18 protein-coding genes are annotated in these 22,403 nt (G+C 71.7%); 16 read left to right on the top strand and 2 right to left on the bottom strand.

The genetic code is table 11. The features are described from left to right. The first annotated feature begins 17 nt into the window (after nucleotides 1–17). Nucleotides 18–431: a dehydrogenase gene (locus N8K70_RS14080; RefSeq protein WP_317138978.1), complete on the top strand. Its 414-nt coding sequence runs from the start codon at nucleotides 18–20 to the stop codon at nucleotides 429–431. A gap of 7 nt (nucleotides 432–438) precedes the next feature. On the opposite strand, the gene radA is transcribed toward N8K70_RS14080, so the two are convergent. After that, nucleotides 439–1,797, bottom strand: a complete 1,359-nt coding sequence (radA, locus tag N8K70_RS14075; protein ID WP_317138977.1) for a DNA repair protein RadA — start codon at nucleotides 1,795–1,797, stop codon at nucleotides 439–441. Between the two features lie 164 nt (nucleotides 1,798–1,961). On the opposite strand from radA, the gene N8K70_RS14070 reads away from it, so the two are divergent. The 5 genes from N8K70_RS14070 (at nucleotide 1,962) to N8K70_RS14050 (ending at nucleotide 8,527) form a co-directional block, all read left to right on the top strand. After that, nucleotides 1,962–3,182 carry a glycerate kinase family protein gene (locus N8K70_RS14070; RefSeq protein WP_317138976.1) on the top strand — a complete coding sequence of 407 codons (1,221 nt, stop codon included), beginning with the start codon at nucleotides 1,962–1,964 and terminating at the stop codon, nucleotides 3,180–3,182. Further along, nucleotides 3,179–4,669, top strand: a complete 1,491-nt coding sequence (locus N8K70_RS14065; protein ID WP_317138975.1) for an SLC13 family permease — start codon at nucleotides 3,179–3,181, stop codon at nucleotides 4,667–4,669. The genes N8K70_RS14070 and N8K70_RS14065 overlap by 4 nt, the downstream gene beginning before the upstream one ends. Before the next feature lie 115 nt (nucleotides 4,670–4,784). Then, nucleotides 4,785–7,004 (top strand): anaerobic ribonucleoside-triphosphate reductase, encoded by a 2,220-nt coding sequence (nrdD, locus tag N8K70_RS14060; protein WP_317138974.1) that lies wholly within the window; start codon nucleotides 4,785–4,787, stop codon nucleotides 7,002–7,004. Next, complete coding sequence (gene nrdG, locus N8K70_RS14055; RefSeq protein ID WP_317138973.1) at nucleotides 7,001–7,576, top strand: anaerobic ribonucleoside-triphosphate reductase activating protein; 576 nt, start codon at nucleotides 7,001–7,003, stop codon at nucleotides 7,574–7,576. Before nrdD ends, nrdG begins: the two co-directional genes overlap by 4 nt. Nucleotides 7,577–7,693: 117 nt before the next feature. Further along, a complete protein-coding gene (locus N8K70_RS14050; RefSeq protein WP_317138972.1) occupies nucleotides 7,694–8,527 on the top strand; it encodes a siderophore-interacting protein in 834 nt (277 codons plus the stop codon). 16 nt (nucleotides 8,528–8,543) lie between these two features. Here the strand turns inward: N8K70_RS14050 and N8K70_RS14045 are convergent, their stop codons facing one another. Further along, nucleotides 8,544–9,497 (bottom strand): L-lactate dehydrogenase, encoded by a 954-nt coding sequence (locus N8K70_RS14045; protein ID WP_317138971.1) that lies wholly within the window; start codon nucleotides 9,495–9,497, stop codon nucleotides 8,544–8,546. A gap of 202 nt (nucleotides 9,498–9,699) precedes the next feature. Here N8K70_RS14045 and N8K70_RS14040 point away from each other — a divergent pair, with 202 nt between their 5' ends. The 10 genes from N8K70_RS14040 (at nucleotide 9,700) to N8K70_RS13995 (ending at nucleotide 22,360) form a co-directional block, all read left to right on the top strand. After that, the gene (locus N8K70_RS14040) at nucleotides 9,700–11,349 is read left to right on the top strand and encodes a TIGR04028 family ABC transporter substrate-binding protein (RefSeq protein WP_317138970.1); all 1,650 of its coding nucleotides are present in this window, start codon (nucleotides 9,700–9,702) and stop codon (nucleotides 11,347–11,349) included. Between the two features lie 90 nt (nucleotides 11,350–11,439). After that, a complete protein-coding gene (locus N8K70_RS14035) occupies nucleotides 11,440–12,402 on the top strand; it encodes an ABC transporter permease (protein WP_317141227.1) in 963 nt (320 codons plus the stop codon). Further along, entirely contained in the window at nucleotides 12,399–13,238 is an 840-nt protein-coding gene (locus N8K70_RS14030) for an ABC transporter permease (protein WP_317138969.1), read from the top strand. The genes N8K70_RS14035 and N8K70_RS14030 overlap by 4 nt, the downstream gene beginning before the upstream one ends. Beyond that, entirely contained in the window at nucleotides 13,235–14,899 is a 1,665-nt protein-coding gene (locus N8K70_RS14025) for an ABC transporter ATP-binding protein (RefSeq protein WP_317138968.1), read from the top strand. The genes N8K70_RS14030 and N8K70_RS14025 overlap by 4 nt, the downstream gene beginning before the upstream one ends. Then, nucleotides 14,896–15,957, top strand: a complete 1,062-nt coding sequence (locus N8K70_RS14020; RefSeq protein ID WP_317138967.1) for a putative FMN-dependent luciferase-like monooxygenase — start codon at nucleotides 14,896–14,898, stop codon at nucleotides 15,955–15,957. The genes N8K70_RS14025 and N8K70_RS14020 overlap by 4 nt, the downstream gene beginning before the upstream one ends. Further along, nucleotides 15,954–16,568, top strand: a complete 615-nt coding sequence (locus N8K70_RS14015) for a CMD domain protein (RefSeq protein ID WP_317138966.1) — start codon at nucleotides 15,954–15,956, stop codon at nucleotides 16,566–16,568. The genes N8K70_RS14020 and N8K70_RS14015 overlap by 4 nt, the downstream gene beginning before the upstream one ends. Continuing rightward, entirely contained in the window at nucleotides 16,565–17,188 is a 624-nt protein-coding gene (locus tag N8K70_RS14010) for an alkylhydroperoxidase domain protein (RefSeq protein WP_317138965.1), read from the top strand. The genes N8K70_RS14015 and N8K70_RS14010 overlap by 4 nt, the downstream gene beginning before the upstream one ends. Then, complete coding sequence (locus N8K70_RS14005) at nucleotides 17,185–17,832, top strand: VOC family protein (RefSeq protein WP_317138964.1); 648 nt, start codon at nucleotides 17,185–17,187, stop codon at nucleotides 17,830–17,832. The genes N8K70_RS14010 and N8K70_RS14005 overlap by 4 nt, the downstream gene beginning before the upstream one ends. 221 nt (nucleotides 17,833–18,053) lie before the next feature. Continuing rightward, nucleotides 18,054–20,501, top strand: coding sequence for a glycoside hydrolase family 2 protein (locus tag N8K70_RS14000; RefSeq protein ID WP_317138963.1), 2,448 nt, complete (start codon nucleotides 18,054–18,056; stop codon nucleotides 20,499–20,501). A 158-nt stretch (nucleotides 20,502–20,659) separates the two neighbouring features. After that, the gene (locus N8K70_RS13995) at nucleotides 20,660–22,360 is read left to right on the top strand and encodes an ABC transporter substrate-binding protein (protein WP_317138962.1); all 1,701 of its coding nucleotides are present in this window, start codon (nucleotides 20,660–20,662) and stop codon (nucleotides 22,358–22,360) included. Nucleotides 22,361–22,403 lie beyond the last annotated feature (43 nt).

The following is a 22,403-nucleotide window of genomic DNA, read 5'->3' as shown; positions in this document are numbered from 1 at the left end:
TCCGTAGTCTGGAGGGCATGGCCGCCCCCCAGCGCAAGAAGTCCGTCGCCGCCGATCCTGCGGCCTTCCGTTCGGAGGCGCTCGCCCTGGCGCTCGAGAAGCAGGACATGGCGGCCGTCGCCCTCGCCCTGCGGAACGGCAACACGGTCGTGCCGCTGATCGCGCCGGGGCCCCGGGACAACCCGCTCGACGGCGGCGAGGTGTGGACCTACCGCGATGCGGGCACCGGCGACGTCGCGCTGCTGCTCTTCAGCGACGCCCGCCACAAGCCGGCGAATCTGCCGCCCGGGGTGGGCGTCTACTCGCCCGCATGGCTGCGCGCGTTCCTCACCGAGCATCGGGCGACGGTCACGACGGTGTTCCTCGACATCGCCGGGCCCCATCCCATGCAGGCGTCGCCGGCCGATCTGCTCGACGCCCTCGACGCCTGAGCGGGTCTCAGAACTCGGGGAAGCCCGCGTCGCGCGACACGAGGTGCAGCGCGCGGATGTCGTTCAGAGCGCTCGTCAGCTTGCCCGACCGATCGTCCACGACGCGCGTGTAGCCGAGGCGGGCGGCCTCGGCGCGGCGCTGCGCCCCCTGGGTGACGGGGCGCACCTCGCCCGCGAGGCTCAGCTCGCCGACGGCGGCGACGTTGCGGGCGATCGCGTGATTCCGCACCGAGCCCGCGACGGCGATCGCGATGGCCAGGTCGGCCGCCGGCTCCGTGAAGCGCACGCCGCCCACGGTCGACACGTAGACGTCCAGCTCGCTCGTCCTGATGCCCGCCCTCCGCTCGAGCACGGCGAGCACCATCGCGACCCGGGAGGCATCCATGCCGTTGACGACGCGGCGCGGATTCGTCGCACTCGTCGGGATCGTCAGGGCCTGCACCTCGACGGGCAGCGCACGCCGGCCCTCGAGCGCGATCGCGACGCAGGTGCCGGGCTCGGGCTCGCCGTGCGAGAGGAAGAGCGCACTCGGGTCGGGGACGCCGACGATGCCGTCACCTGCCATCTGGAAGCAGCCCACCTCATCGGCGGCTCCGAAGCGGTTCTTCAGGGCGCGGAGGAAGCGCAGGCTCGTCTGCCGGTCGCCCTCGAAGTGGCAGACGACGTCGACGAGGTGCTCGAGCACGCGGGGGCCCGCGACCTGGCCGTCCTTCGTGACGTGGCCGACGAGGATCACGGGGAGGTCGCGTTCCTTGGCGACCCGGATGAGGGTCGAGGCGACCTCGCGCACCTGTCCGGGCATGCCGGCGGCGCCGTCGGAGAGCGAGGACGAGACCGTCTGCACCGAGTCGACGATGACGAGGGCGGGGGAGATCTCGTCGATGTGGCCGAGCACCCTCGCCAGATCGGTCTCGCTCGCGAGGTAGAGCTCGTCGTGCAGGGCGCTCGTGCGCTCGGCGCGCAGCCGGACCTGCGCGGGCGACTCCTCCGCGCTGACGTAGAGCACCCGCCGGCCTTCGCGCGCCGACTGCGCCGCGACCTCGAGGAGCAGTGTCGACTTGCCGACGCCCGGCTCCCCGGAGAGCAGGATGGCCGCGCCCGGCACGATGCCCCCGCCGAGCACGCGGTCGAACTCCCCCACGCCGCTCGCCCGTCGCGGCGTCTCGCTCGTGTCGATGCTCGTGATGGGGCGCGCCGACGACGTCGGGACCAGCGGGGCGACCCGGCGTGAGCCGCCCGCAGGCGCCGACGCCTCGACGACGGTGTTCCACTGCTGGCACTCGCCACAACGGCCCACCCACTTCGCGGTGGTCCACCCGCACTCGCTGCAGACGTATGCGGCTGTCGCCGAGCGCTTGGTGGCCATGTCTCCAGCGTAGGAGGCGCCGCCGACATCCGGAGCGTCGCCCCCGTGCGCCCGCCGCATGAGATCTTCCTCATGAACGGCTCATGAACGTCTTGTGGCCGGTGGGCAGCCTGTTGACTCATGCCCCGGCGAAGGACGTCGCGGGCACGAGGAGGTCGGCAGCGATGACCAAGGTTCCCGGGCGCGTCCTGATCGCCCCCAGCGGTTTCAAGGAGAGCCTCTCCGCCGAGCAGGTCGCCGACGCGATCGCGTCGGGCGTCCGGAGGACCCTCCCCGGAGCGGTGATCGACCGCGTCCCCGTCGTCGACGGCGGCGAGGGGTCGGCGCGCACGCTCGCGGCGGCGACGGGAGGCCGTCTCGTCGAGCGTCGGGTCACGGGTCCCGTGGGTCGTCCTGTGACGGCGGTCCTGGCGCTGCTCGGAGGCGGCGCCCAGGGGACCGCGGTCGTCGAGATGGCCGAGGCGGCGGGGCTCCGGCTCGTCCCGGCGGATCTGCGCGATCCGGGGGCGACGACGACGTACGGCGTCGGCGAGCTCATCCGCGCCGCACTCGACGAGGGAGCCCGTCGCATCCTCGTCGGCTGCGGAGACTCCGGCACGTGCGACGGCGGAGCGGGGGCGCTGCAGGCTCTCGGTGCCCGCGTCACCGACTCCGCCGGCGACGAGATCGGCCGGGGCGGCAACGCCCTGGCCGACGTCGCGGGGGTCGACCTCTCCGGGGTCGACCCCCGGCTCTCCGACGTCGATGTGCTCGTCGCCTGCAACCCGCACAACGTCCTCACCGGTCCTCGTGGCGTCGCCCGCGTGTTCGGCCCGCAGAAGGGGGCGACGCCCGAGCAGGTCGACGCCCTCGACGCGTCGCTCGAGCGGTGGGCGGAGGTGCTGACCCGCGACGGCGTGCAGCCGAGGTCGTACGATCTCGCCACGGGGAGCTGCACCGGCGCCTCCGGCGGGCTGGGCGCGGGGCTCGCGGGCGGGCTCGGCGCGCGTCTGATGCCGAGGTTCGACGTCATGCTCGACCACGTCGACCTCGACGGCCTCATCGCCGGAGCCGATCTCGTGATCACGGCCGAGGGCTCCGTGGACGAGCAGACCCCGCACGGCAAGGTGCCCGCCGAGGTCGCTCGGCGCGCGAAGGCCCAGGGCAAGCCGGTGTTCGCCCTGGCGGGCACCATCGGCCGGCGTGCACGCGACGTCCACGACATCGGCATCGACGCCGTCGTCTCGATCGTGCCGCTGCCGCTCACGCTGAAGGAGTCGATCGAGCGCTCGCCGCAGCTCCTCACCGACGCCGCCGAGCGCTCCATGCGTCTCGTGCTGATCGGCTGCCAGCTCGGGCAGACGGAGAGCCAGGGCCCCCGCCCCCTGCTGCGGAGCGTCTCATGACCACGCGCACCGGCTGCGAGGAGGGGGACGCGTCGTCCTCGGTCCCCGAGCCGGCTCGGGCGAGGTCGTGGCGCGAGCGTGCGCTCGCGGTGCCCGTCCGCATGCGCTGGGCGGCCGGGCTCATCGTGACGATCGGCGCGCTGGTGTCGCTGCCCGGCGACCTGCCGGTCGACGCTCGACTCGTGCTGTTCGCCTTCGGCGCGGCGACGGTGCTGTGGACGCTGACCGACCTCGAACCGGGGTACGTCGCCCTGGGAGCCGGGCTGACCGCCTGCATCCCCGTCGGGCGGCAGGAGGAGTTCTTCGCCTCGCTGGGGAACGACGTCGTCTGGCTCATCGTCGGCGCCTTCGTCATCGGCGGGGCGATGGCGGGCTCCGGCCTGGCCGCCCGCCTGACGGGAGCGATCATCGGCAGGGCGCGATCCGTGCGAGGGCTCATGTGGACGGTCACGGCGGCCGTCGTGCCGCTGTCGTTCCTCGTGCCGTCGACGTCCGGTCGCGCCGCCGTGCTGCTGCCGGTCTACCGCTCCCTCGCGACGCGTCTCGGCGACGCGCGCATCGCCAGGGCGCTCGCACTGCTGATGCCGACCGTCGTCCTGGTGTCGACGACGTCCACGCTCGTCGGCGCGACATCGCACCTCGTCGCCGTCGACCTGTTGCGGCAGACGACGGGCGAGACGATCTCCTATCTGCAATGGGCCCTGTGGGGCGCTCCGTTCGGGATCGCGGCGAGCGTCGTCGTGTGCGTCGCGGTGCAGGCGATGTTCCTCCGGCGCGAGGAGCGGAGGCGTCCCCTCGAGACCGAGGCGGCATCGGGGGCGGCCCCGAGGCACGCGCCGCTCACCCGCGCCGAGCGCGTGGTGGCCGTCGTCGTCGGGGCGGCGCTCGTCGGATGGCTGACCGAGCCGCTGCACGGCGTCGAGATCGCCGCCGTGACGATCGTCGCCGCCGTGCTGCTCTGCGCGCCCGGCCTCGGCGTCATGACGTGGAAGGAGGGGCTGGCCTCGGTGTCGTGGTCGCTCGTCCTGTTCGTCGCCGGGGCGCTGGCGCTCGGCGGCGCCCTCGTCGAATCGGGGGCGGGCGAGTGGATCGTCTCCGGTCTGTTCGCGCTGAGCGGGATCGACGGGCTGACGTCCTCGCTCGCGCTCGTCGTCGTCGTCGCCCTGCTCTCGGCGACCGCCCACCTCTACGTCACATCGCACACGGTGCGGGCCATCGCGATCGTCCCTCCCTTCCTCGCGCTCGCCGCGACGGCCGACCTCTCGCCCGTCGCCGTGGTGTTCCTCGTCAGCATCGGCCTCGACTACTGCCTCACGCTGCCGGTGAGCTCGAAGGCCCTCCTCGTCTTCATCGACGCCGACGACCGCGGCGAGGGGTTCGTCCCCCGCGATCTCCTCCGGCTCTCCCTCGTGATGCTCCCCGCCTACGTCGGCCTGATGGTCGTCTCATACGAGGTCTGGTGGAGGCACACGGGCCTGGCGCTGTGAGCGCCGGATCCGTGGGACCTTGGTCCGAGAATCGGCTCATATGGCTATATATGGTGCCTAAGAGGGGTGGGTGGCACTAGATCTGGTGCTGATCGTGCAGAGGAGAGAGCAGAGGATGACAGTGGTCGCGACGGCGGAGAAGAGACGGACCGATGCCGGGGCGCCCCCTGCGCCGACGGTGTGCAAGCGCGACGGGCGGATCCTGCCCTTCGACGCCGGCCGCATCCGCGCCGCGGTGACGAAGGCCTTCGCCGAGGTGCACGGGACGGTCGACGGGCTGCAGGAGCTGACGATCGACGACATCGTGGACCGCGCCGTGGACGAGCTCGTCACGCGCTTCACCGGTCGCGTGCGGATCTATGAGATCCAGAACGTCGTCGAGCACATGCTCCTCGAGTCGCATCAGTACGACGTCGCGAAGGCGTACATCGACTATCGCGTCCGGCGCGACCTGGATCGCGCGCAGGCGCTCGACGTGAACCACTCCATCGGCAAGCTCCTCGGCAAGGACTCCTCGGTCGTCCACGAGAACGCCAACAAGGACGCGGGCGTCTTCAACACCCAGCGCGATCTCACGGCGGGAGCGGTGGGGAAGGCGATCGGGATGCGGATGCTGCCGCCCCACGTGGCGAACGCCCACGCGAGGGGCGACCTCCACTACCACGACCTCGACTACCACCCGTATGCCCCGATGACGAACTGCTGTCTCATCGACTTCGCGACCATGATGGCCGGCGGCTTCCGGATCGGGAACGCCGAGGTCGACCCGCCGCGCTCCATCCAGACCGCGACGGCGCAGATCTCCCAGATCATCGCGAACGTGTCGTCCAGCCAGTACGGCGGCTGCTCCGTGAACCGGATCGACGAGCTCCTGGCCCCGTACGCCGAGCAGAACCTCGAGAAGCACCTCGCCGAGGCGCAGCGCTGGATCGACGACGAGACGCAGCACAGGCCCTATGCGGAGGAGCGGACCCGCAAGGACATCTACGACGCGATGCAGAGCCTCGAGTACGAGATCAACACGCTGTTCACCTCCAACGGCCAGACGCCGTTCACGTCGGTCGGGTTCGGCCTCGGGAGGGGATGGCTGGAGCGCGAGATCCAGCGCGCGATCCTGCGCATCCGCATCGAGGGGCTCGGCAGCGAGAGGCGCACCGCGATCTTCCCCAAGCTCATCTTCACGCTGCGCCGCGGCGTGAACCTCGACCCGGCTGACCCGAACTACGACATCAAGCAGCTCGCCGTCGAGTGCGCGACCAGGCGGATGTACCCCGACATCGTCAGCTACGACAAGATCGTCGAGATCACCGGCTCGTTCAAGGTCCCGATGGGGTGCCGTTCGTTCCTTCCGGCGTGGACCGACGACGAGGGGCGCGATGTCGTCGAAGGGCGGATGAACCTCGGCGTGGTGACGCTCAACGTTCCGCGCGTCGCGCTGGAGACGCGCGGCGACGAGGACGCCTTCTGGGCGCTGCTCGGACAGCGCCTCGAGATCGTCCACGACGCCTTGCTCTACCGGGTCGAGCGCTGCAAGGAGGCCGTTCCGGCGAATGCGCCCATCCTCTACATGCACGGCGCCTTCGGGCAGCGGCTCGCCGTCGAGGACGACGTCGACGCCCTGTTCCGCGGCGGGCGTGCGACCGTCTCCCTCGGATACATCGGCCTCTATGAGGCGGCCACGGCGTTCTACGGCCCCGAGTGGGAGGGGAACCCCGAGGCGAAGGAGTTCACTCTGCGCATCCTGCGCACGCTGCACGAGCACGCGGAGGAGTGGACCGATCGGCACGGATACGCGTTCAGCGTCTACTCCACGCCGAGCGAGTCCCTGACCGACCGGTTCTGCCGGCTCGACGCGCAGAGGTTCGGCGCCGTCGCCGACATCACCGACAAGGAGTACTACACGAACTCCTTCCACTACGACGTCCGCAAGAGCCCCACGCCGTTCGAGAAGCTGGACTTCGAGAAGGACTACGCCCCGTTCACCTCGGGTGGCTTCATCCACTACTGCGAGTACCCCGTGCTGCAGCAGAACCCCCGAGCCCTCGAGGCCGTGTGGGACTACGCCTATGACCGCGTCGGCTACCTCGGCACGAACACGCCGATCGACCACTGCTTCGCCTGCGGCTTCGAGGGGGACTTCGACCCGACCGGACGGGGGTTCGCGTGCCCGTCCTGCGGCAACGACGACCCGCGCATGTGCGATGTCGTCAAGCGCACGTGCGGCTACCTCGGCAATCCGCAGCAGCGGCCGATGGTGCGCGGCCGCCACGTCGAGATCTCGTCCCGCGCCAAGCACATGCCCGCCGGAGCGGGCGGGCCGGACGCCGTCCGATGAGGAGCCCGGCCCCCGGGCAGTGGCGGGCGTCGAGCCTCGGCCGGGGGCGCGTCGCCGACTACAAGCCCTTCGTGATGGTGGACGGCGAGGGCGTGCGGTGCGCGCTCTACGTCAGCGGATGCCCGTTCGCGTGCGAGGGGTGCTTCAACGAGGCCGCGTGGTCGTTCCGCTACGGCGCGCCCTTCGACGACGACCTCGCCGACCGGATCGCCGAGGACCTCGCGCACGAGGCCGTACAGGGTCTGTCGCTGCTCGGCGGGGAGCCCTTCCTCAACACCGACGTCTGCCTGCGCGTCGTGCGTCGTCTGCGCTCCGAGCACGGGAGGCGCAAGGACGTGTGGTGCTGGTCCGGCTACACGTTCGACGAGCTGCTCGCCGAGGTCGACGCCGGGCAGCACGACAAGGAGGAGCTGCTGTCGCAGCTCGACGTCCTCGTCGACGGGCGGTTCGAGCTCGCCGAACGCGATCTCACGCTCGCGTTCCGGGGCAGCCGCAACCAGAGGGTCCTCGACGTGCCGGCGTCGCTCGCGGCGGGTGGTGCCGTGCTGCGGGGAGAGCGCGTCGTCGCCTGAGGTGCGATGCCACTGCGTCCTCGCGGTCGTTAGCCTGGATCCGAGGGGCGCGGCCGTGCATCCGGCCCGGCCGCGAGGGGCGGCGTGACCGCCCCTGATCCACCCGGAAGGAATCCGATGACCGTTCCAGACGCCCGCACGCGACGACCCCAGCGACCTCAGATCGTCCTGGAGGTGCTCGAACGCATCCAGCTGACGCCGCACCTCGTCCGTATCGTCGCGGGGGGTCCCGGCATCTCGGCCGTCGAGGACAAGGGCTTCACCGACGCCTACACGAAGATGCTCTTCGCCCATCCCGAGACGGACCTCGCCCCGCCCTACGACCTCGCCGCTCTCCGCGAGCGGCTCCCCGTCGAGCTGCTTCCCTCGGTGCGCACGTACACCATCCGCCGTTTCGATCTCGCGAACGGCCGTATCTGGATCGACTTCGTCGTGCACGGCTCCGAGGGCGTCGCAGGTCCCTGGGCGGATGCCGCGGGTCCCGGCCAGCCCGTCGTCCTGCGCGGGATCGGAGGAGGTTATGCGCCCGATCCCGAGGCCGACTGGCATCTCCTCGCGGGCGACGACTCGGCGCTCCCGGCGATCGCCGCCGCGCTCGAGGCCGCCCCGTCGGATGCCGAGGGCGTCGTCCTGCTCGAGGTGGACGGCGACGCCGATCACGTCGAGCTCGCCGCCCCGGATGGCATCCGGGTCGAGTGGCTGCACCGGGACGGCCGGGAGGCGGGCACCACCACGCTGCTGGCCGACGCCGTGCGCGCGCTCGAATGGCGGGGCGGACGCGTGCACGTCTTCGCTCACGGCGAGCGGGGCGCCATGAAGTCGCTCCGCCCCTACCTCACCGACGAGCGCGCGCTCGACCGCTCGCAGCTCTCGCTCTCCGCGTACTGGGCGCACGGCCGCAGGGAGGACACGTTCCAGGCGGAGAAGCGCGAGCCCGTCGGGCAGATCTGAGCCCGGCGGGCGCCGCTCAGCCGCGGACCTGAGCGGCGATGTCCTGAAGCGCCTCGGCGGACGTGTGCAGCAGGGAGAGCTCGCTCTCGTCGAAGGGGGTCTCGCTGATCGGGCGCGCTCCCGACGACGACACGATGGACGGCACGGAGAGCGCCACGCCGTCGAGTCCGTGGAAGTCGTCGAGGACCGTCGACACGGGGAGCACGGCGTGCTCGTCCTGGAGGACCGCTTCGACGATGCGCGCCGCGGAGAGCCCGATGGCGTAGTTCGTCGCGCCCTTGCCCTGGATGACCGTGTAGGCGGCGTGGCGAACGTCGTGCGCGATCCCGTCGAGCTCCTCCTGGCGGAGGGGAGGATGTCCTTCCGCCTTCCAGTCGAGAAGCGGCACCGGGCCGATGGTCGCGCTCGACCAGAGGGGGAACTCCGTGTCGCCGTGCTCGCCGATGATGTGCGCGTGCACCGAGCTCGGCGCGACGCCGGCCCGCTGCGACAGCCGCCACCGCAGACGCGACGTGTCGAGCACCGTGCCCGACGCGAAGAGCCGCTGCGGAGGCAGCCCCGTCTGCTCGACCGCGAGCGTCGTCAGCACGTCGCAGGGGTTGGAGACGATGACGTAGACGGCGTCGGGGGCGACGGAGAGCAACTGCGGCAGCATCGTCTCGAAGATGCGGGCGTTGGTCCCGATGAGCTCCAGGCGCGTCTGCCCCGGCCGCTGCGCGGCCCCCGCCGTGATGACGACGACGTGCGCGCCCTCGACGGCCGAGAGGTCGCTTCCGCCCGTGATGTTGCTCGAACCCGTGAACATCGCGCCGTGGGCGAGATCGAGGACCTCCGCCTCGACCCGGGCCGTGTTGATGTCGTACAGCGCCACCTGACGGGCGGAGTTGCGGATGAGCAGGGCGTACGCCGTGCTGGCCCCCACGGCCCCGGCTCCGACGACGGCGACTTTCGCGTTCTCGATCACGGCCATGGGCGTATGCCTCGTCTCTGCTCGTCTGCGTCCCCCGCGTCCCATCCTGCCAGCGCGGGCACGCGCGGCGAAACGCGCCGCTCCGAAGCGGCACCGGCTCTTTACGCTCCGTGAAGCCGGCGAGCCGGGGCGGGCCCCGTCTGTGATGGACTGGTCCTCGGCGCCCATAGCGCTGCCCCTGCATCGCACCCGAGGAGATGTCATGCCCCGATTCCCCCGTGCCGCTTTGGCGGTCGCATCCGTCGTCACGGCCGCCGCGCTCCTCGCGGGCTGCTCCGGCGGCCAGGCGACGAGCGACTCCGCCGCGTCCGGCGAGCCGCAGACGGGAGGCACGCTCACGTATCTCGAGCCGCAGACCTGGGTCACCCTGTACCCGCCGTCGGCCGGCTTCTACCCCAACGGCGGCATCGTGAACAACATCACGGACCGGCTGCTCTACCAGAACCCCGAGACGCTCGAGCTCGAGCCGTGGATCGCCACGGACTACACCGTCAACGAGGACGCGACGGAGTACACCTTCACGCTCCGCGACGACGCGACCTACTCCGACGGCACGCCGATCGACGCGGAGAACGTCGTGAAGAACTTCGACCTGTTCGGCGCGGGGGACACCGATCGCGCGCTGCCGGTGTCGGAGGCCATCAACAACTACGACAGGGGAGAGGTCGTCGACGAGCACACGGCGACGTTCTTCTTCACCGCGCCGTCGCCGGGCTTCGCGCAGGCCGTGTCGACCATCAACTCGGGCCTGCTCTCGAACGACACCCTCGACCGCACGAGCGAGGAGTTCGGCCCCGGCAACGCGACCGACATCGTCGCGAGCGGCCCGTTCGTGATCTCGGACGAGGAGATCGGCACGAAGCTCACGCTCGAGGCCCGGGAGGACTACGACTGGGCGCCGCCGTCGCTGGAGCACCAGGGCCGTCCGTACCTCGACGCCGTCGACGTCGTCGTCGCGTCGGAGGACAGCGTCCGCGTCGGCACCGTCGTCTCGCAGCAGGCGCAGATCGCCCGCCAGATCGAGGCGCCCGACGAGGCGCAGTTCGACGCCGACGGCCTCTCGCTCTACGCCGCCGCGACGAACGGCGTCAACAACGGCCTGAGCTTCCGCTTCCGCGACCCGCTTCTGGAGGACATCCGGGTCCGCCAGGCGATCATCGCGGGCATCGACCGCCAGGAGATCGTCGACACGCTCTTCACCGACAGCTATCCGCTCGCCACGGGCGCGCTCGCCACGACGGCCCTCGGGTACACCGACACGTCGTCGTCCTACGGGCACGACCCCGAGAAGGCGGCCGAGCTGCTGGACGAGGCGGGCTGGGAGCCCGGTTCCGACGGCATCCGCGAGAAGGACGGCCAGCGCCTGTCGCTCACCTTCAACGAGGCGCTGCCGCAGCCGCGCTCCGCGGAGGTCGTGACCCTCATCCAGGAGCAGCTCGGCGAGATCGGCGTGGAGGTCGACCTGCTCCCCGGCGACCAGGCCGCACAGGACGCCGCGCGCACGGAGGTCGGCACGCTGCAGGTGTACCACTCCATGGTCGGGCGCGCCGACTACGACGTCCTGAAGTCGCAGTACTTCTCCGGCAACCGCAACACGCTGCTCAACGGCTACCCGGACGGCTCGGTCGGCGACCCGGAGCTCGACGACCTGCTGCAGCAGATCGCCTCGTCGCCGACGGAGGAGGGACGCGCCGAGGCATCGGCCGCCGCGCAGCAGCACCTCGCCGATCAGGCGTACATCCTCCCTCTCTTCGAGGAGCCCCAGGTGTTCGGCTACGTCGACGCCGTCCAGGGCTTCGAGACGGAGTCCGTCGGCCGCCCGTCGTTCTACGAGACCTGGCTGGCGCAGTGAGCCGCCGGCGGTCGCCCCGCGCGATCGCCGGATGAGACGGAGAGGTCGGGGGCGGGCGGACCCGTTCCCGACCTCGTACGGAAGGTGACCATGGTCTACGTGCTGCGACGTGCGGGGCAGGCGGTGCTCGTGCTCGTGCTCGCCTACACGGTGGCGTACGTGCTGCTCGCCGCGCTGCCGGGGGACGCGGTGCTCGCGCGCTACGGCAGTCCCGATCTGGGCCTCACGCCGGAGCAGCTCGCCGAGATCCGCGCGGCGTACGGGGCCGACCGGCCGCTCGCGGTGCGCTACCTCGAGTCGGCGTGGGGCTTCCTGCGGGGAGACTTCGGCTACTCCGTGCAGAGCGGGGCGGCCGTCTCCGACCTCATCGGGGCGAGCCTGCCGTCGACCCTCACCCTCGCCGTCCTGGGCCTCGTGGCGGCGATCTTCCTCGCCGTGACCATCGCGTTCACGGCGACCTACGGCAGGGGAGCGTGGCTGCGCCGCACCTTCCGCAACATCCCGCCCTTCTTCGTGTCGCTGCCCGTCTTCTGGATCGGGATCATCCTCATCCAGGTGTTCTCGTTCCAGCTCGGCCTCATCCCCGTGATCGGCGCCGGACCCATGCAGGCGCTCATCCTGCCTGTGGCGACCCTGGCCATCCCGATCGCGGCGCCGCTCGCGCAGGTGCTCATGCGCAGCATCGACGAGGTGCGCGACCAGCCGTTCGTCGCGGTCGTGCGGGCGCGCGGTGCGAGCACGTCATGGCTCCTGTGGCGCAACGTCGCGCGCAACGCCCTCGTGCCGACGCTCACGATGGCGGGCCTCCTCTTCGGCGAGCTCGTCGGCGGCGCGGTCGTGACCGAGACCGTGTTCTCCCGCAACGGCATCGGCCAGCTCACGGCACAGGCCGTCGCCAACCGCGACACGCCCGTGCTCCTCGCCGTGGTCGTGATCACGACCGTCACCTTCGTCGTCATCAACCTCGTCGTCGACCTGCTCTACCCCGTCCTCGACCCGCGCCTGCGCAGGCCCGCGTCGCAGGGCCGCTCGCGGAAGGGAGCCGTCCGATGACCGTCGTCGCACCGGCCCGCTCGCGCCAGGCCTGGTGGCGCCCGATCGTGCGCCCCGGCGTGCTCCTCCCGTCCGTCGTCATCCTCGTCGCCGTCGCCTGGGCGGTCGCCCCGGGGCTCTTCACCCCGGTCAGCCCGACCGAGACCGTCGCCGCGTCGCTGCAGGCGCCGAGCGCCGCGCACTGGTTCGGCACGGACGCCACGGGCCGGGACGTCCTCTCCCGCGTCGTTCACGGCGCCTCGCAGTCGATCAGCGGCGCGCTCATCGCCGTCCTGGTCGGGCTCGTCGTGGGCACCGCGATCGGCATCACGGCCGGTGCGACGGGCGGCGCCGTCGACGAGGCGCTCATGCGCGTCGTGGACGTGCTCCTGGCCATCCCGGCCCTCCTGCTGTCGCTGAGCGTCGTCATCCTCCTCGGATTCGGCACGGCGAACGCGGCCATCGCCGTGGGCGTGACGTCGATCGCGACGTTCGCGCGTCTCGCGCGGTCACAGGTGGTGAGCGTACGCGTGAGCGAGTTCGTCGAGGCCGCCTACGGTTCCGGCGGCAGCTTCTTCGGCGTGCTGTGGCGGCACATCCTCCCGAACTCGCTCACGCCCGTCATCGCGCTCGCCGCGCTGCAGCTCGGCTCGGCCATCCTGCAGATCTCCACGCTCGGCTTCCTCGGCTACGGCGCACCGCCGCCCACGCCGGAGTGGGGCCTCCTCATCGCCGAGGGGCGCAACTACGTCGCCACGGCCTGGTGGCTCACGGTGCTGCCCGGCGCGGTCGTCGTGGTCGTGGTCCTCGCGACCAACCGGCTCAGCCAGGCCATCCGCGGAGGGGAGTCGGCATGACGGGCGAGGCGCTTCTGTCCATCCGCGATCTGGCGGTGGAATACCGCACGACGGGCGGCCTCGTGAACGCCGTGAACGGCGTCTCGTTCGACGTCGAGGCCGGCAAGGTCACAGCCCTCGTCGGCGAATCCGGCTCGGGCAAGTCCACCGTCGCGCAGTCCGCGATCGGCCTGCTCGCCTCGAACGGCCGCATCGCGGGCGGCAGCATCCGGCTGAACGAGCGCACGGAGGGGCTCACCGAGCTCGTCGGCCTCCCCGAGCGCCGGTGGCGGACCCTCCGCGGACGCTGCATCGGGCTCATCCCGCAGGATCCCGGCAGCTCGCTCAACCCCGTCACGACGATCGGGTCGAGCGTGGGGGAGGCGCTGCGCATCCACGGCTGGCGCGACGGCGCGAAGATCCGCGCGCGCGTGATCGACCTGCTCGACCGTGTCGGGATCGACGACCCCGAGACGCGTGCCCGCCAGTACCCGCACGAGCTGTCGGGCGGCATGCGGCAGCGCGTGCTCATCGCCGCCGCGATCGCGCTCGAGCCGGAGCTCGTCATCGCCGACGAGCCGACGAGCGCCCTCGACGTCACGGTGCAGCGGACCGTCCTCGACCTGCTCGACCGGCTCCGGGAGGAGTCGGGAACGGGCGTCCTGTTCATCACCCACGACCTCGCCGTCGCGGCGGACCGCTCGGATGCGATCGTCGTCATGCGCGGGGGAGAGGTGCAGGAGGCGGGGCCCTCGTCGGAGGTCCTGACGGCGCCCGCGGCCGGCTACACGCGCACGCTGCTCGCGGATGCGCCGTCGCTCGCGCAGGTCGTCGAGCGCACGCCGCCCGTCGTGGTGGCGGGCGCACGGCCGCTCGTTGCGGTGACGGGGCTGCGGCAGGAGTTCGGTCGCGGCGCCGGGCGCACGCCGCTCGTCGCGGTCGACGACGTGTCGTTCTCGGTGCCGCGGGGGACGACGCATGCGCTCGTCGGCGAGTCGGGCTCGGGGAAGACCACGACGGGACGCAGCATCGCGGGCTTCAACCGGCCCACGGGCGGCACGATCCGGGTGGGCGACACGGATGTCACGGCATTACGGTCGGCCCGCGACTTCCGGCGGACGACGCAGCTCGTCTACCAGAACCCGTACGGCTCGCTCGATCCGCGCCAGACGATCGCGGGCATCCTCGCCGAGCCGCTGGCGAACTTCCGGATCGGCGATCGCGCGGAGCGTGCCGACCGCGTCGCGCATCATCTCGAGCTCGTCTCCCTCGCGCCGGAGATCGGCGCGCGGAAGCCGCGAGAGCTCTCGGGCGGACAGCGCCAGCGCGTCGCGATCGCGCGTGCGCTCATCCTCGAGCCCGAGCTCGTCGTGCTCGACGAGGCCGTCTCGGCGCTCGACGTCACCGTGCAGGCGCAGATCCTGCGGCTGCTGGCGCGCCTGCAGGGCGAGCTCGGACTGACGTACGTCTTCATCTCGCACGACCTCGCGGTCGTCCGGCAGATCGCGGACACCGTCTCCGTCCTCCAGCGCGGGCGGCAGGTCGAGCTCGGCACGGCTGCGCAGGTCTTCGACGACCCGCAGCACGCGTACACGCAGCAGCTTCTCGCCGCCATCCCCGGCACGGTCTTCCGCGGCGCGGAGGATGCGGCGGGCACCGGATCGGAGGGAGCGGGAGGATGACGGGACCCCGGCTGGGATTCTTCACACGGCTTCTCGAGGACGCACCGGCGCACGAGCGCTACCGTTTCGCGCTCGAGCAGATCGCCGGCGCCGAGACCGCCGGGTTCGCCTCCGCGTGGATCGCGCAGCATCACTTCAGCGCGGACGAGGGCGGTCTGCCGTCGCCGTTCGTGCTGCTCGCCGCGGCGTCGGAGAGGACCTCCCGCATCGGCCTCGGGACGGCGGTCGTCACGCTGCCCCTCGACGAACCGCTCCGGGCGGCGGAGGACGCGGCCGTCGTCGACCGTCTCAGCGGCGGACGCGTGCAGCTGGGCATCTCGTCGGGAGGAACGCCGTCGTCGTTCGCCGCGTTCGGGCGCGACCACGAGCGCCGGCGCGAGACGTTCGCGGAGCACTTCGCCGTGTTCGTCGACGCGCTCGCGGGCTGGGGCGTGCGCGGCACGGAATCGCGCGTGTACCCCGAGCCCGGCGACCTGGAACGCCGTGTCTGGCAGGCGACGTTCTCGGTCGACGGCGGTGTCCGCGCGGGTGCGCGGGGCGACGGACTTCTGCTCTCGCGGACGCAGCCGCGGGATGCGCCGGATGCGCCCCTCCACGAGGTGCAGCTCCCCCTCATCGAGGCGTACCGGGCGGCGCTGCCCGCCGGCGCGCCCTTCCGCGTGCTGGCCTCGCGCACGGCCTTCGTGGTCGATCCCGAGGACCGCACGCGGGCTCTCGAGCTCGCGGAGGACGGCCTGCGCCGGATCGCGGGGACCCTGCACGGCGTCGATGCGGACGGGCTCGGCATCGACGAGCTCGTCCGCGTCACCGACACCCACGTGGGCACGGTCGACGAGGTCGTCGCGTCGCTCTCGGCGGACGCCGCCATCCCCGCATCGACCGATGTGTCGTTCCAGGTCCACTCGATCGCCGCGACGCATGAGCTGACGCTCCGTTCGCTCGAGCTGCTCGCCTCCGAGGTCGCCCCGCGGCTCGGATACCGGACGGGCGAGAGCGCCGCCGCGTCGTTGCGCGACGCGCACCGTCCGATCGTCCACGAAACCGAAGGAGTCTCATGAGCCGGCAGAACGCCGACATCATCGACCTGCTCGCCGGCATCGCGCCGGGCAGTGCCTCAGCGAGGGTGCGAGACCAGCGTGCGCAGGCGAGGGAGAACGCGCAGCTGAGCTTCGAGGCGCTGCTCGAGCCCGTCGACGAGGGCACGTTCCCGCTGAGCGAGCGCTATGCGGTGGCCGCCTTCACGGCTCGTCTGCACGGCTTCGACGAGGCGGTGAGGTTCTATGCCGACCTGCTCTCCGACGAGGCGCCGGAGCTCGCGGACGTCGTCGACGCCGCAGCCGCGAGCGGCGCCACGACCGGGCCCTACGGCGCGTACCGCGAACCGGCCCTGGGGTCGGAGAGCGTCGCGGGGCTCGTGTGGACCGCGGACGCACAGGCGCTCGGCGTGCGTCTCGCGGCGGCGTTGACGCATACGCATCTCCTCGTGTTCCGTCCCCGCGAATCCGGACCGGAGGCCGTCCGCGCGCTCGTCGACGCCGGCTGGAGCGCGGATGACATCGTCAAGCTCTCGCAGCTCGTGGCGTTCCTCGCCTTCCAGCTGCGCACTGCGTGGGGACTCCGCGTGCTGGCCCAGAACCCGTCCGCCACGACCGAGGGAGCCGTGAGATGACCGAGCTCGTCACCGAATACCCCGACCTTGCACGCCCGGAGGGATTCACACAGCAGGGCCTCGGCTGGGTGCCGTGGCTCGCTCCCGTGGACGAGCAGGACCTCACCGAGGAGCAGCGGGATGCGCTCATCGAGCCGTCGCGGGCGAAGATGCCGTACTTCCGGCTCCTCGCGCGCGAGCCCGAGGCGCTGAAGGCGCGCACCCTCACCGACCTCGACATCTTCTTCAACACCTCCGGCGGCGTCGGCCGCGCCGAGCGCGAGCTCGCGGCGACGGCGACCTCGCGGCACAACGGCTGTGTCTTCTGCGCGTCGGTGCACTCCGCGGCGGCGACGCGCGAGTCGGGCCGCGAGGCGGACGTGCAGCGGCTCCTGGACGAGGGCGTCGACGCCGACCTCGGCGATGAGCGCTGGAACGCGGTCGTGGCGTCGTCGGTCGCACTGGCCGAGACGCCGCTGTCGTTCGGCGCGGCCGACGTCGACCGGCTCCGCGCGGCGGGCTTCGACGACGCGGAGATCGTCGACGTGATCAACGGCGCGGCGTTCTTCAACTGGGCCAACCGCCTCATGCTGTCACTGGGCGAGCCCGAGGTCCCCGCGCGCCGGAGGGCCGGGGCGTGAGCATCCCCCGTCTCCTCGACCACGTCGTCATCGCCGGCCCCGACCTCGACGCGCTCGTCGCCTGGTTCGCCGAGCGCACAGGGGTGACGGCGGCTCCGGGCGGCGCGCACCCGACGGGAACCGCGAACGCGCTCGTCGCGCTCACGATCGACGGCGCTCGCGGGCCGCAGTACGTCGAGCTCATCGGCCCCGACCCCGACCGTGCCGACGAGGCGCTGCCGTCGACGTTCGGCATCGACGGCCTCACCGCCCCGGCCGTCCGGACGTACGCCGTGCACCCGGACGACATCGATGCGACGGTCGTCGGCGCGCGCCGGCGCGGCTACGACCCGGGCGACGTGCACGACCTCTCGCGCCGCAAGCCCGACGGCGAGCTCCTCGAATGGCGTCTCACGCGTGGCGAGAACCGTCGCCTCGACGTCCCCTTCCTCATCGACTGGGGGACGACGACGCAGCCGGGGCTCAGCGGCATCCCGGCGATCGAGCTCGTGTCCTTCGAGCGCGTCGAGCCCGATCCGGCGCCCCTCCGCGCGACCCTCGACGCGCTCGGCCTGGGCGACGGAGCGGCACGCGTCGTCGAGGGCGGATCCGCCGGCTTCCGCCTCACGCTGCGGCCCGCTCTCGGAGAGGTCGTCGTGCTCTGACGCCGACGCGCATCCGGCCTCGAGAATCCAGGTGCGCGGTGAGAATGCGCTCGCCGCACGGATTCTCGCGGCGCAGGCGGATTCTCGCCGAGGAGAAGACGGATGCTCGACGACGGGAGGGCGGATGGGGCCGTCCGGCCTGGCGTCGCGCCCCGCAGTTTGTAAGACTGTGGAATTAAGTACGGCGCCCGGCAGGCGGGCGTCCGAGGCGAAGGAGCCGCATGACCGCCATCCAGCTGTCCGAGAACTGGACCGTCTCCGCGACCGGAGGCCCGGTGCCCGACGACATCGCCGGCCGGGGGATCCCCGCGGAGGTGCCGGGCAGCGTGCACCTCGACCTGCTGCGCGCGGGGCTTGTCGCGGAGCCCTTCGACGGGGCGAACGAGGCCGAGCAGCAGTGGATCGGGGACGCGGACTGGCGCTTCGAGACGACGTTCCGCTGGCATGACGACGGCAGTGAGCGCCGCGAGCTCGTGGCGGAGGGGCTCGACACCCTCGCGACGGTCACGCTCAACGGCGTCGAGGTCGGCCGCACCGAGAACCAGCACCGCTCCTATCGCTTCGACATCGGCGCGGCGCTCGTCGAGGGGGAGAACGCGCTGCGCGTCGACTTCGCCGCGCCCGTCCCCGCAGCCGCGGCCCGCTCCGAGGAGCACGGGCCGCGTCCGCACGTGAACCACCATCCCTACAACGCCCTCCGCAAGATGGCGAGCGGCTTCGGATGGGACTGGGGCATCGACGTCGCGGCGAGCGGCATCTGGCGTCCGATCCGGATCGAGACCTGGTCGACGGCGCGCATCGCGTCGGTCCGTCCGCTCGTGGGCGTCGACGGCGGCGCCGGCGTGCTCGACGCCCACATCGCGATCGACCGTGCCGATGCGCTGACGGCCGTGCCGTTGCGCGTCGAGGTCGAGGTCGCCGGCATCGTCCGCGCGGCTGAGGTCGCTGCGGGGGCGACCGGCGCGCACGTGCGCATCGAGGTGCCCGACGCCGAGCTGTGGTGGCCGCGCGGGCACGGGGCGCAGGCCCTCTACGACGTGGCGGTCAGGCTGGACGGCGATCTGGACGCCTGGCGCGGCCGCGTCGGATTCCGCACGGTGCGCGTCGACGTCGCGCCCGACGAGCACGGCAGCCCGTTCGCCGTGCACGTGAACGACAGGCTCATCCAGGTGCGGGGGGCGAACTGGATCCCCGACCACGCCTTCGTCACCGAGGTCGATCGCGACCGCTGCGAGCGCCGGATCGGCGACGCGACCGAGGCGAACATGAACCTCCTCCGCGTCTGGGGCGGCGGCCTCTACGAGAGCGACGACTTCTACGACCTGTGCGACGAGCAGGGCGTCCTCGTCTGGCAGGACTTCCTCTTCGCGTGCGCGGCGTACGCCGAGGAGGACTGGCTGGCCCGCGAGGTCGAGGCCGAGGCGCGCGAGGCCATCACGCGCCTGTCGCCGCATCCGTCGCTCGTCGTCTGGAACGGCAACAACGAGAACATCATCGGCTATGCGGAGTGGGGATGGCGCGCGCGTCTCGGCGGAAGGACCTGGGGCGAGGGATACTACCGACGGCTCCTGCCCGGCCTGCTCGCGGAGCTCGACCCGACGCGGTTCTACGCGCCGGGCAGCCCGTACTCGTTCTCGTCGTACATCAGCCCCAACGTCGACACGCACGGCACGGTGCACGTCTGGGACGTGTGGAACGCGAAGGACTACGCCGCGTACCGCGAGTGGACGCCGCGGTTCGTCGCCGAGTTCGGCTTCCAGGGGCCGCCCGCCTGGACGACGCTCGTCGACGCCGTGCACGACGATCCTCTCGACCCCTACGGCGAGCAGATGCTCGTGCATCAGAAGGCGCAGGAGGGCAATCTCAAGCTCGAGCGGGGGTACGGCCCCCATCTGCCCGCTCCCCGGACGATCGACGACTGGCATTGGGCGACGCAGCTCAACCAGGCCGCCGCGGTGCGCTTCGGCATCGCGCACTTCCGCTCGCTCGCGCCGTACAACACCGGCACGATCGTGTGGCAGCTGAACGACGGCTGGCCCGTCATCTCCTGGGCCGCCGTCGACGCCGCCGAGCGGCGCAAGCCGCTCTGGCACGCGCTCAAGGCCGTCTACGAGCCGCGCCTGGTCACCGTGCAGCCTCGCGACGGCGTGCTCGCGGCCATCCTGCTGAACGACGCGGACGAGCCGTGGTCGGGGGTCGTCGTGGCGCGTCGGCTCGCCTTCGACGGCGCCGTTCTCGCGGAGGCGCGCGTCGCGGCGGATGTCGGTGCGCGCGGGACGGCGACCGTCGCGCTGCCCGCGGGCGCCGTCCTCGCCGACGATCCGGCCGGCGAGGTCCTCGTCGTGGAGGCCGCAGGGCTCGGGCGGACGATCCACGACTTCGCCGAGGTCGTCGACCAGGCGCTCGACCGCGATGCCCTCGACGTCGTCGCGGCACGGGAGGGCTCGGACGGCGCGGTGCGGGTGCGCGTCACGGCACGCTCCTACGCACGGGACGTCTTCCTGCTGGCCGACCGCGGCCATCCGACCGCCGTCGTCGACAGCGGGCTCGTGAGCCTCCTGCCGGGGGAGGCCCATGAGTTCGTCGTCTCGGGTGCTCCCGCCGCCGTCGCCCCCGAGGCCTTCGCCTCCCCGCTCGTCCTGCGGCACGCGGGAGACCTCGCGGGCTGACGGGCCGCGACTTTGTTGCGGTTTGGAGCGAACTCCTTGACGGAGTTCGTTTCGGTGCGTAACAATGGCGTCCTCGGGAGATCGTTCCTCCCGATCCCCTGCGTCATACAGGGTTCGTCAACGCCGACGGCCTCCGCTCCGGCGTGAGGAAAGGACCAATGATGTCTCTTCGCACCACGCGCAGGCGGCGCGTCTCGCTCGCCGCGGGCATCGCCGCCGTCGGTCTCGCTCTGGCGGGCTGCGGCTCCTCCGGCGGCACGGGCGACGGGGGCGCCGGAGCCTCCGGCGCCGACACCCTCGTCGCCTACACGGGCCAGTCCGGCGACTACCAGATCAACTTCAACCCGTACTCGCCGACGAAGGTCGGCGGCCTCGGCACGATCTACGAGTCGCTCTTCTTCGTCACGAACGTCAACACAGACGACTACGTCCCGCTGCTCGGCACCGAGTACGCGTGGAACGACGACGGCACGCAGCTCGACGTCACGCTGCGCGACGACGTGACGTGGAGCGACGGCGAGGCCTTCGACGCCGACGACGTCGTCTTCACCTTCCAGCTCATCCTCGACAACCCCGCGCTGAACACGGGCGGCTTCGACGGCGAGGTCACCGCGGTCGACGCCACGCACGTCTCGATCTCCTTCCCCGAGCCGGCGTTCGTGACGGGCCCCGAGGTCCTCGGCAAGACGTTCATCGTGCCCGAGCACATCTGGAACGGCATCGACCCGACGGCCGACGTGGTCGCTGAGCCGGTCGGCACAGGGCCGTACGTGCTCAGCGACTTCAAGCCGCAGGCGTTCACCCTCTCGGCGAACGAGGACTACTGGGACGGCGCGCCCGCGGTGAGGCACATCCGCTTCCTCTCGCTCTCGGGCAACACCGCGGGCGCCGACGCCCTCGCGGCCGGGACGATCGACTGGCAGACCGGCCCCGTGCCCGACATCCAGAACGTCTCGGAGAACTATCCGGGATACGAGGCCATCACCATCCCGCAGAACCAGATGGCGCTCCTCACCTGCTCGAACGCCGAGCTCGGCTGCGAGGGCCCGCAGACCGACCCCGCCGTCCGAGAGGCGATCTACTACGCGCTCGACCGCGATCAGCTGAACGCGCTCGCGTTCCAGGGCACCGCGAGCGAGATGTCGCCCACCTTCGCGCTGCTGCCCACGCAGGAGCAATACATCTCGGCGGACGTCGACGAGACGACCGTGCCCGCGAAGCCCGACACCGCGAAGGTCGACGACATCCTCACGGCGGCCGGCTACGAGAAGGGCGCCGACGGCATCTACGCGAAGGAGGGCGTGCCGCTGAGCCTCACGGTCGAGGTCGTGACCGGCTGGACCGACTACATCACCGCCATCGACACCATGGGGCAGCAGCTCAAGGCGGTCGGCATCGGCCTCACGGCGTCGCAGTCGTCGTGGAACGAGTGGACGGACAAGAAGGGCAAGGGGAACTACCAGCTCGCGATCGACTCCCTCGGGCAGGGCGCCGCGAGCGATCCGTACTACCTCTACAACAACTTCTTCTCCTCGGCGAACACGGCGCCCGTGGGCGAGGTCGCCCCCGTCAACGTCGCCCGCTTCAGCGACCCCGCCGTCGACGACGCCCTGGCGGTCCTGAAGAGCACGGATCCCGCGGACACCGCGGCGCGTCAGGCGCAGTTCGACGTCATCCAGGCCGCCGTCGTCGACGACATGCCCTACATCCCCGTCCTCACGGGCGGCACGACGAGCGAGTACAACGCCGCGAAGTTCACCGGATGGCCCACGCTCGACGATCTGTACGCCTTCCCCGCGATCTGGGCGTCGCCGGACAACGCGCAGATCTTCAAGGCGCTGCAGCCGACGGGCGAGTGATCGTGGCCGAGGAGGGGGTCGTCCCCGCGGGAGGCGCGCCCGC

The organism is Microbacterium sp. AB (genome assembly GCF_032878875.1).
Taxonomy (GTDB): domain Bacteria; phylum Actinomycetota; class Actinomycetes; order Actinomycetales; family Microbacteriaceae; genus Microbacterium; species Microbacterium betulae.
Note: the sequence above shows the minus strand (reverse complement) of the source record. Positions and strands in the feature narration are given on the sequence as shown.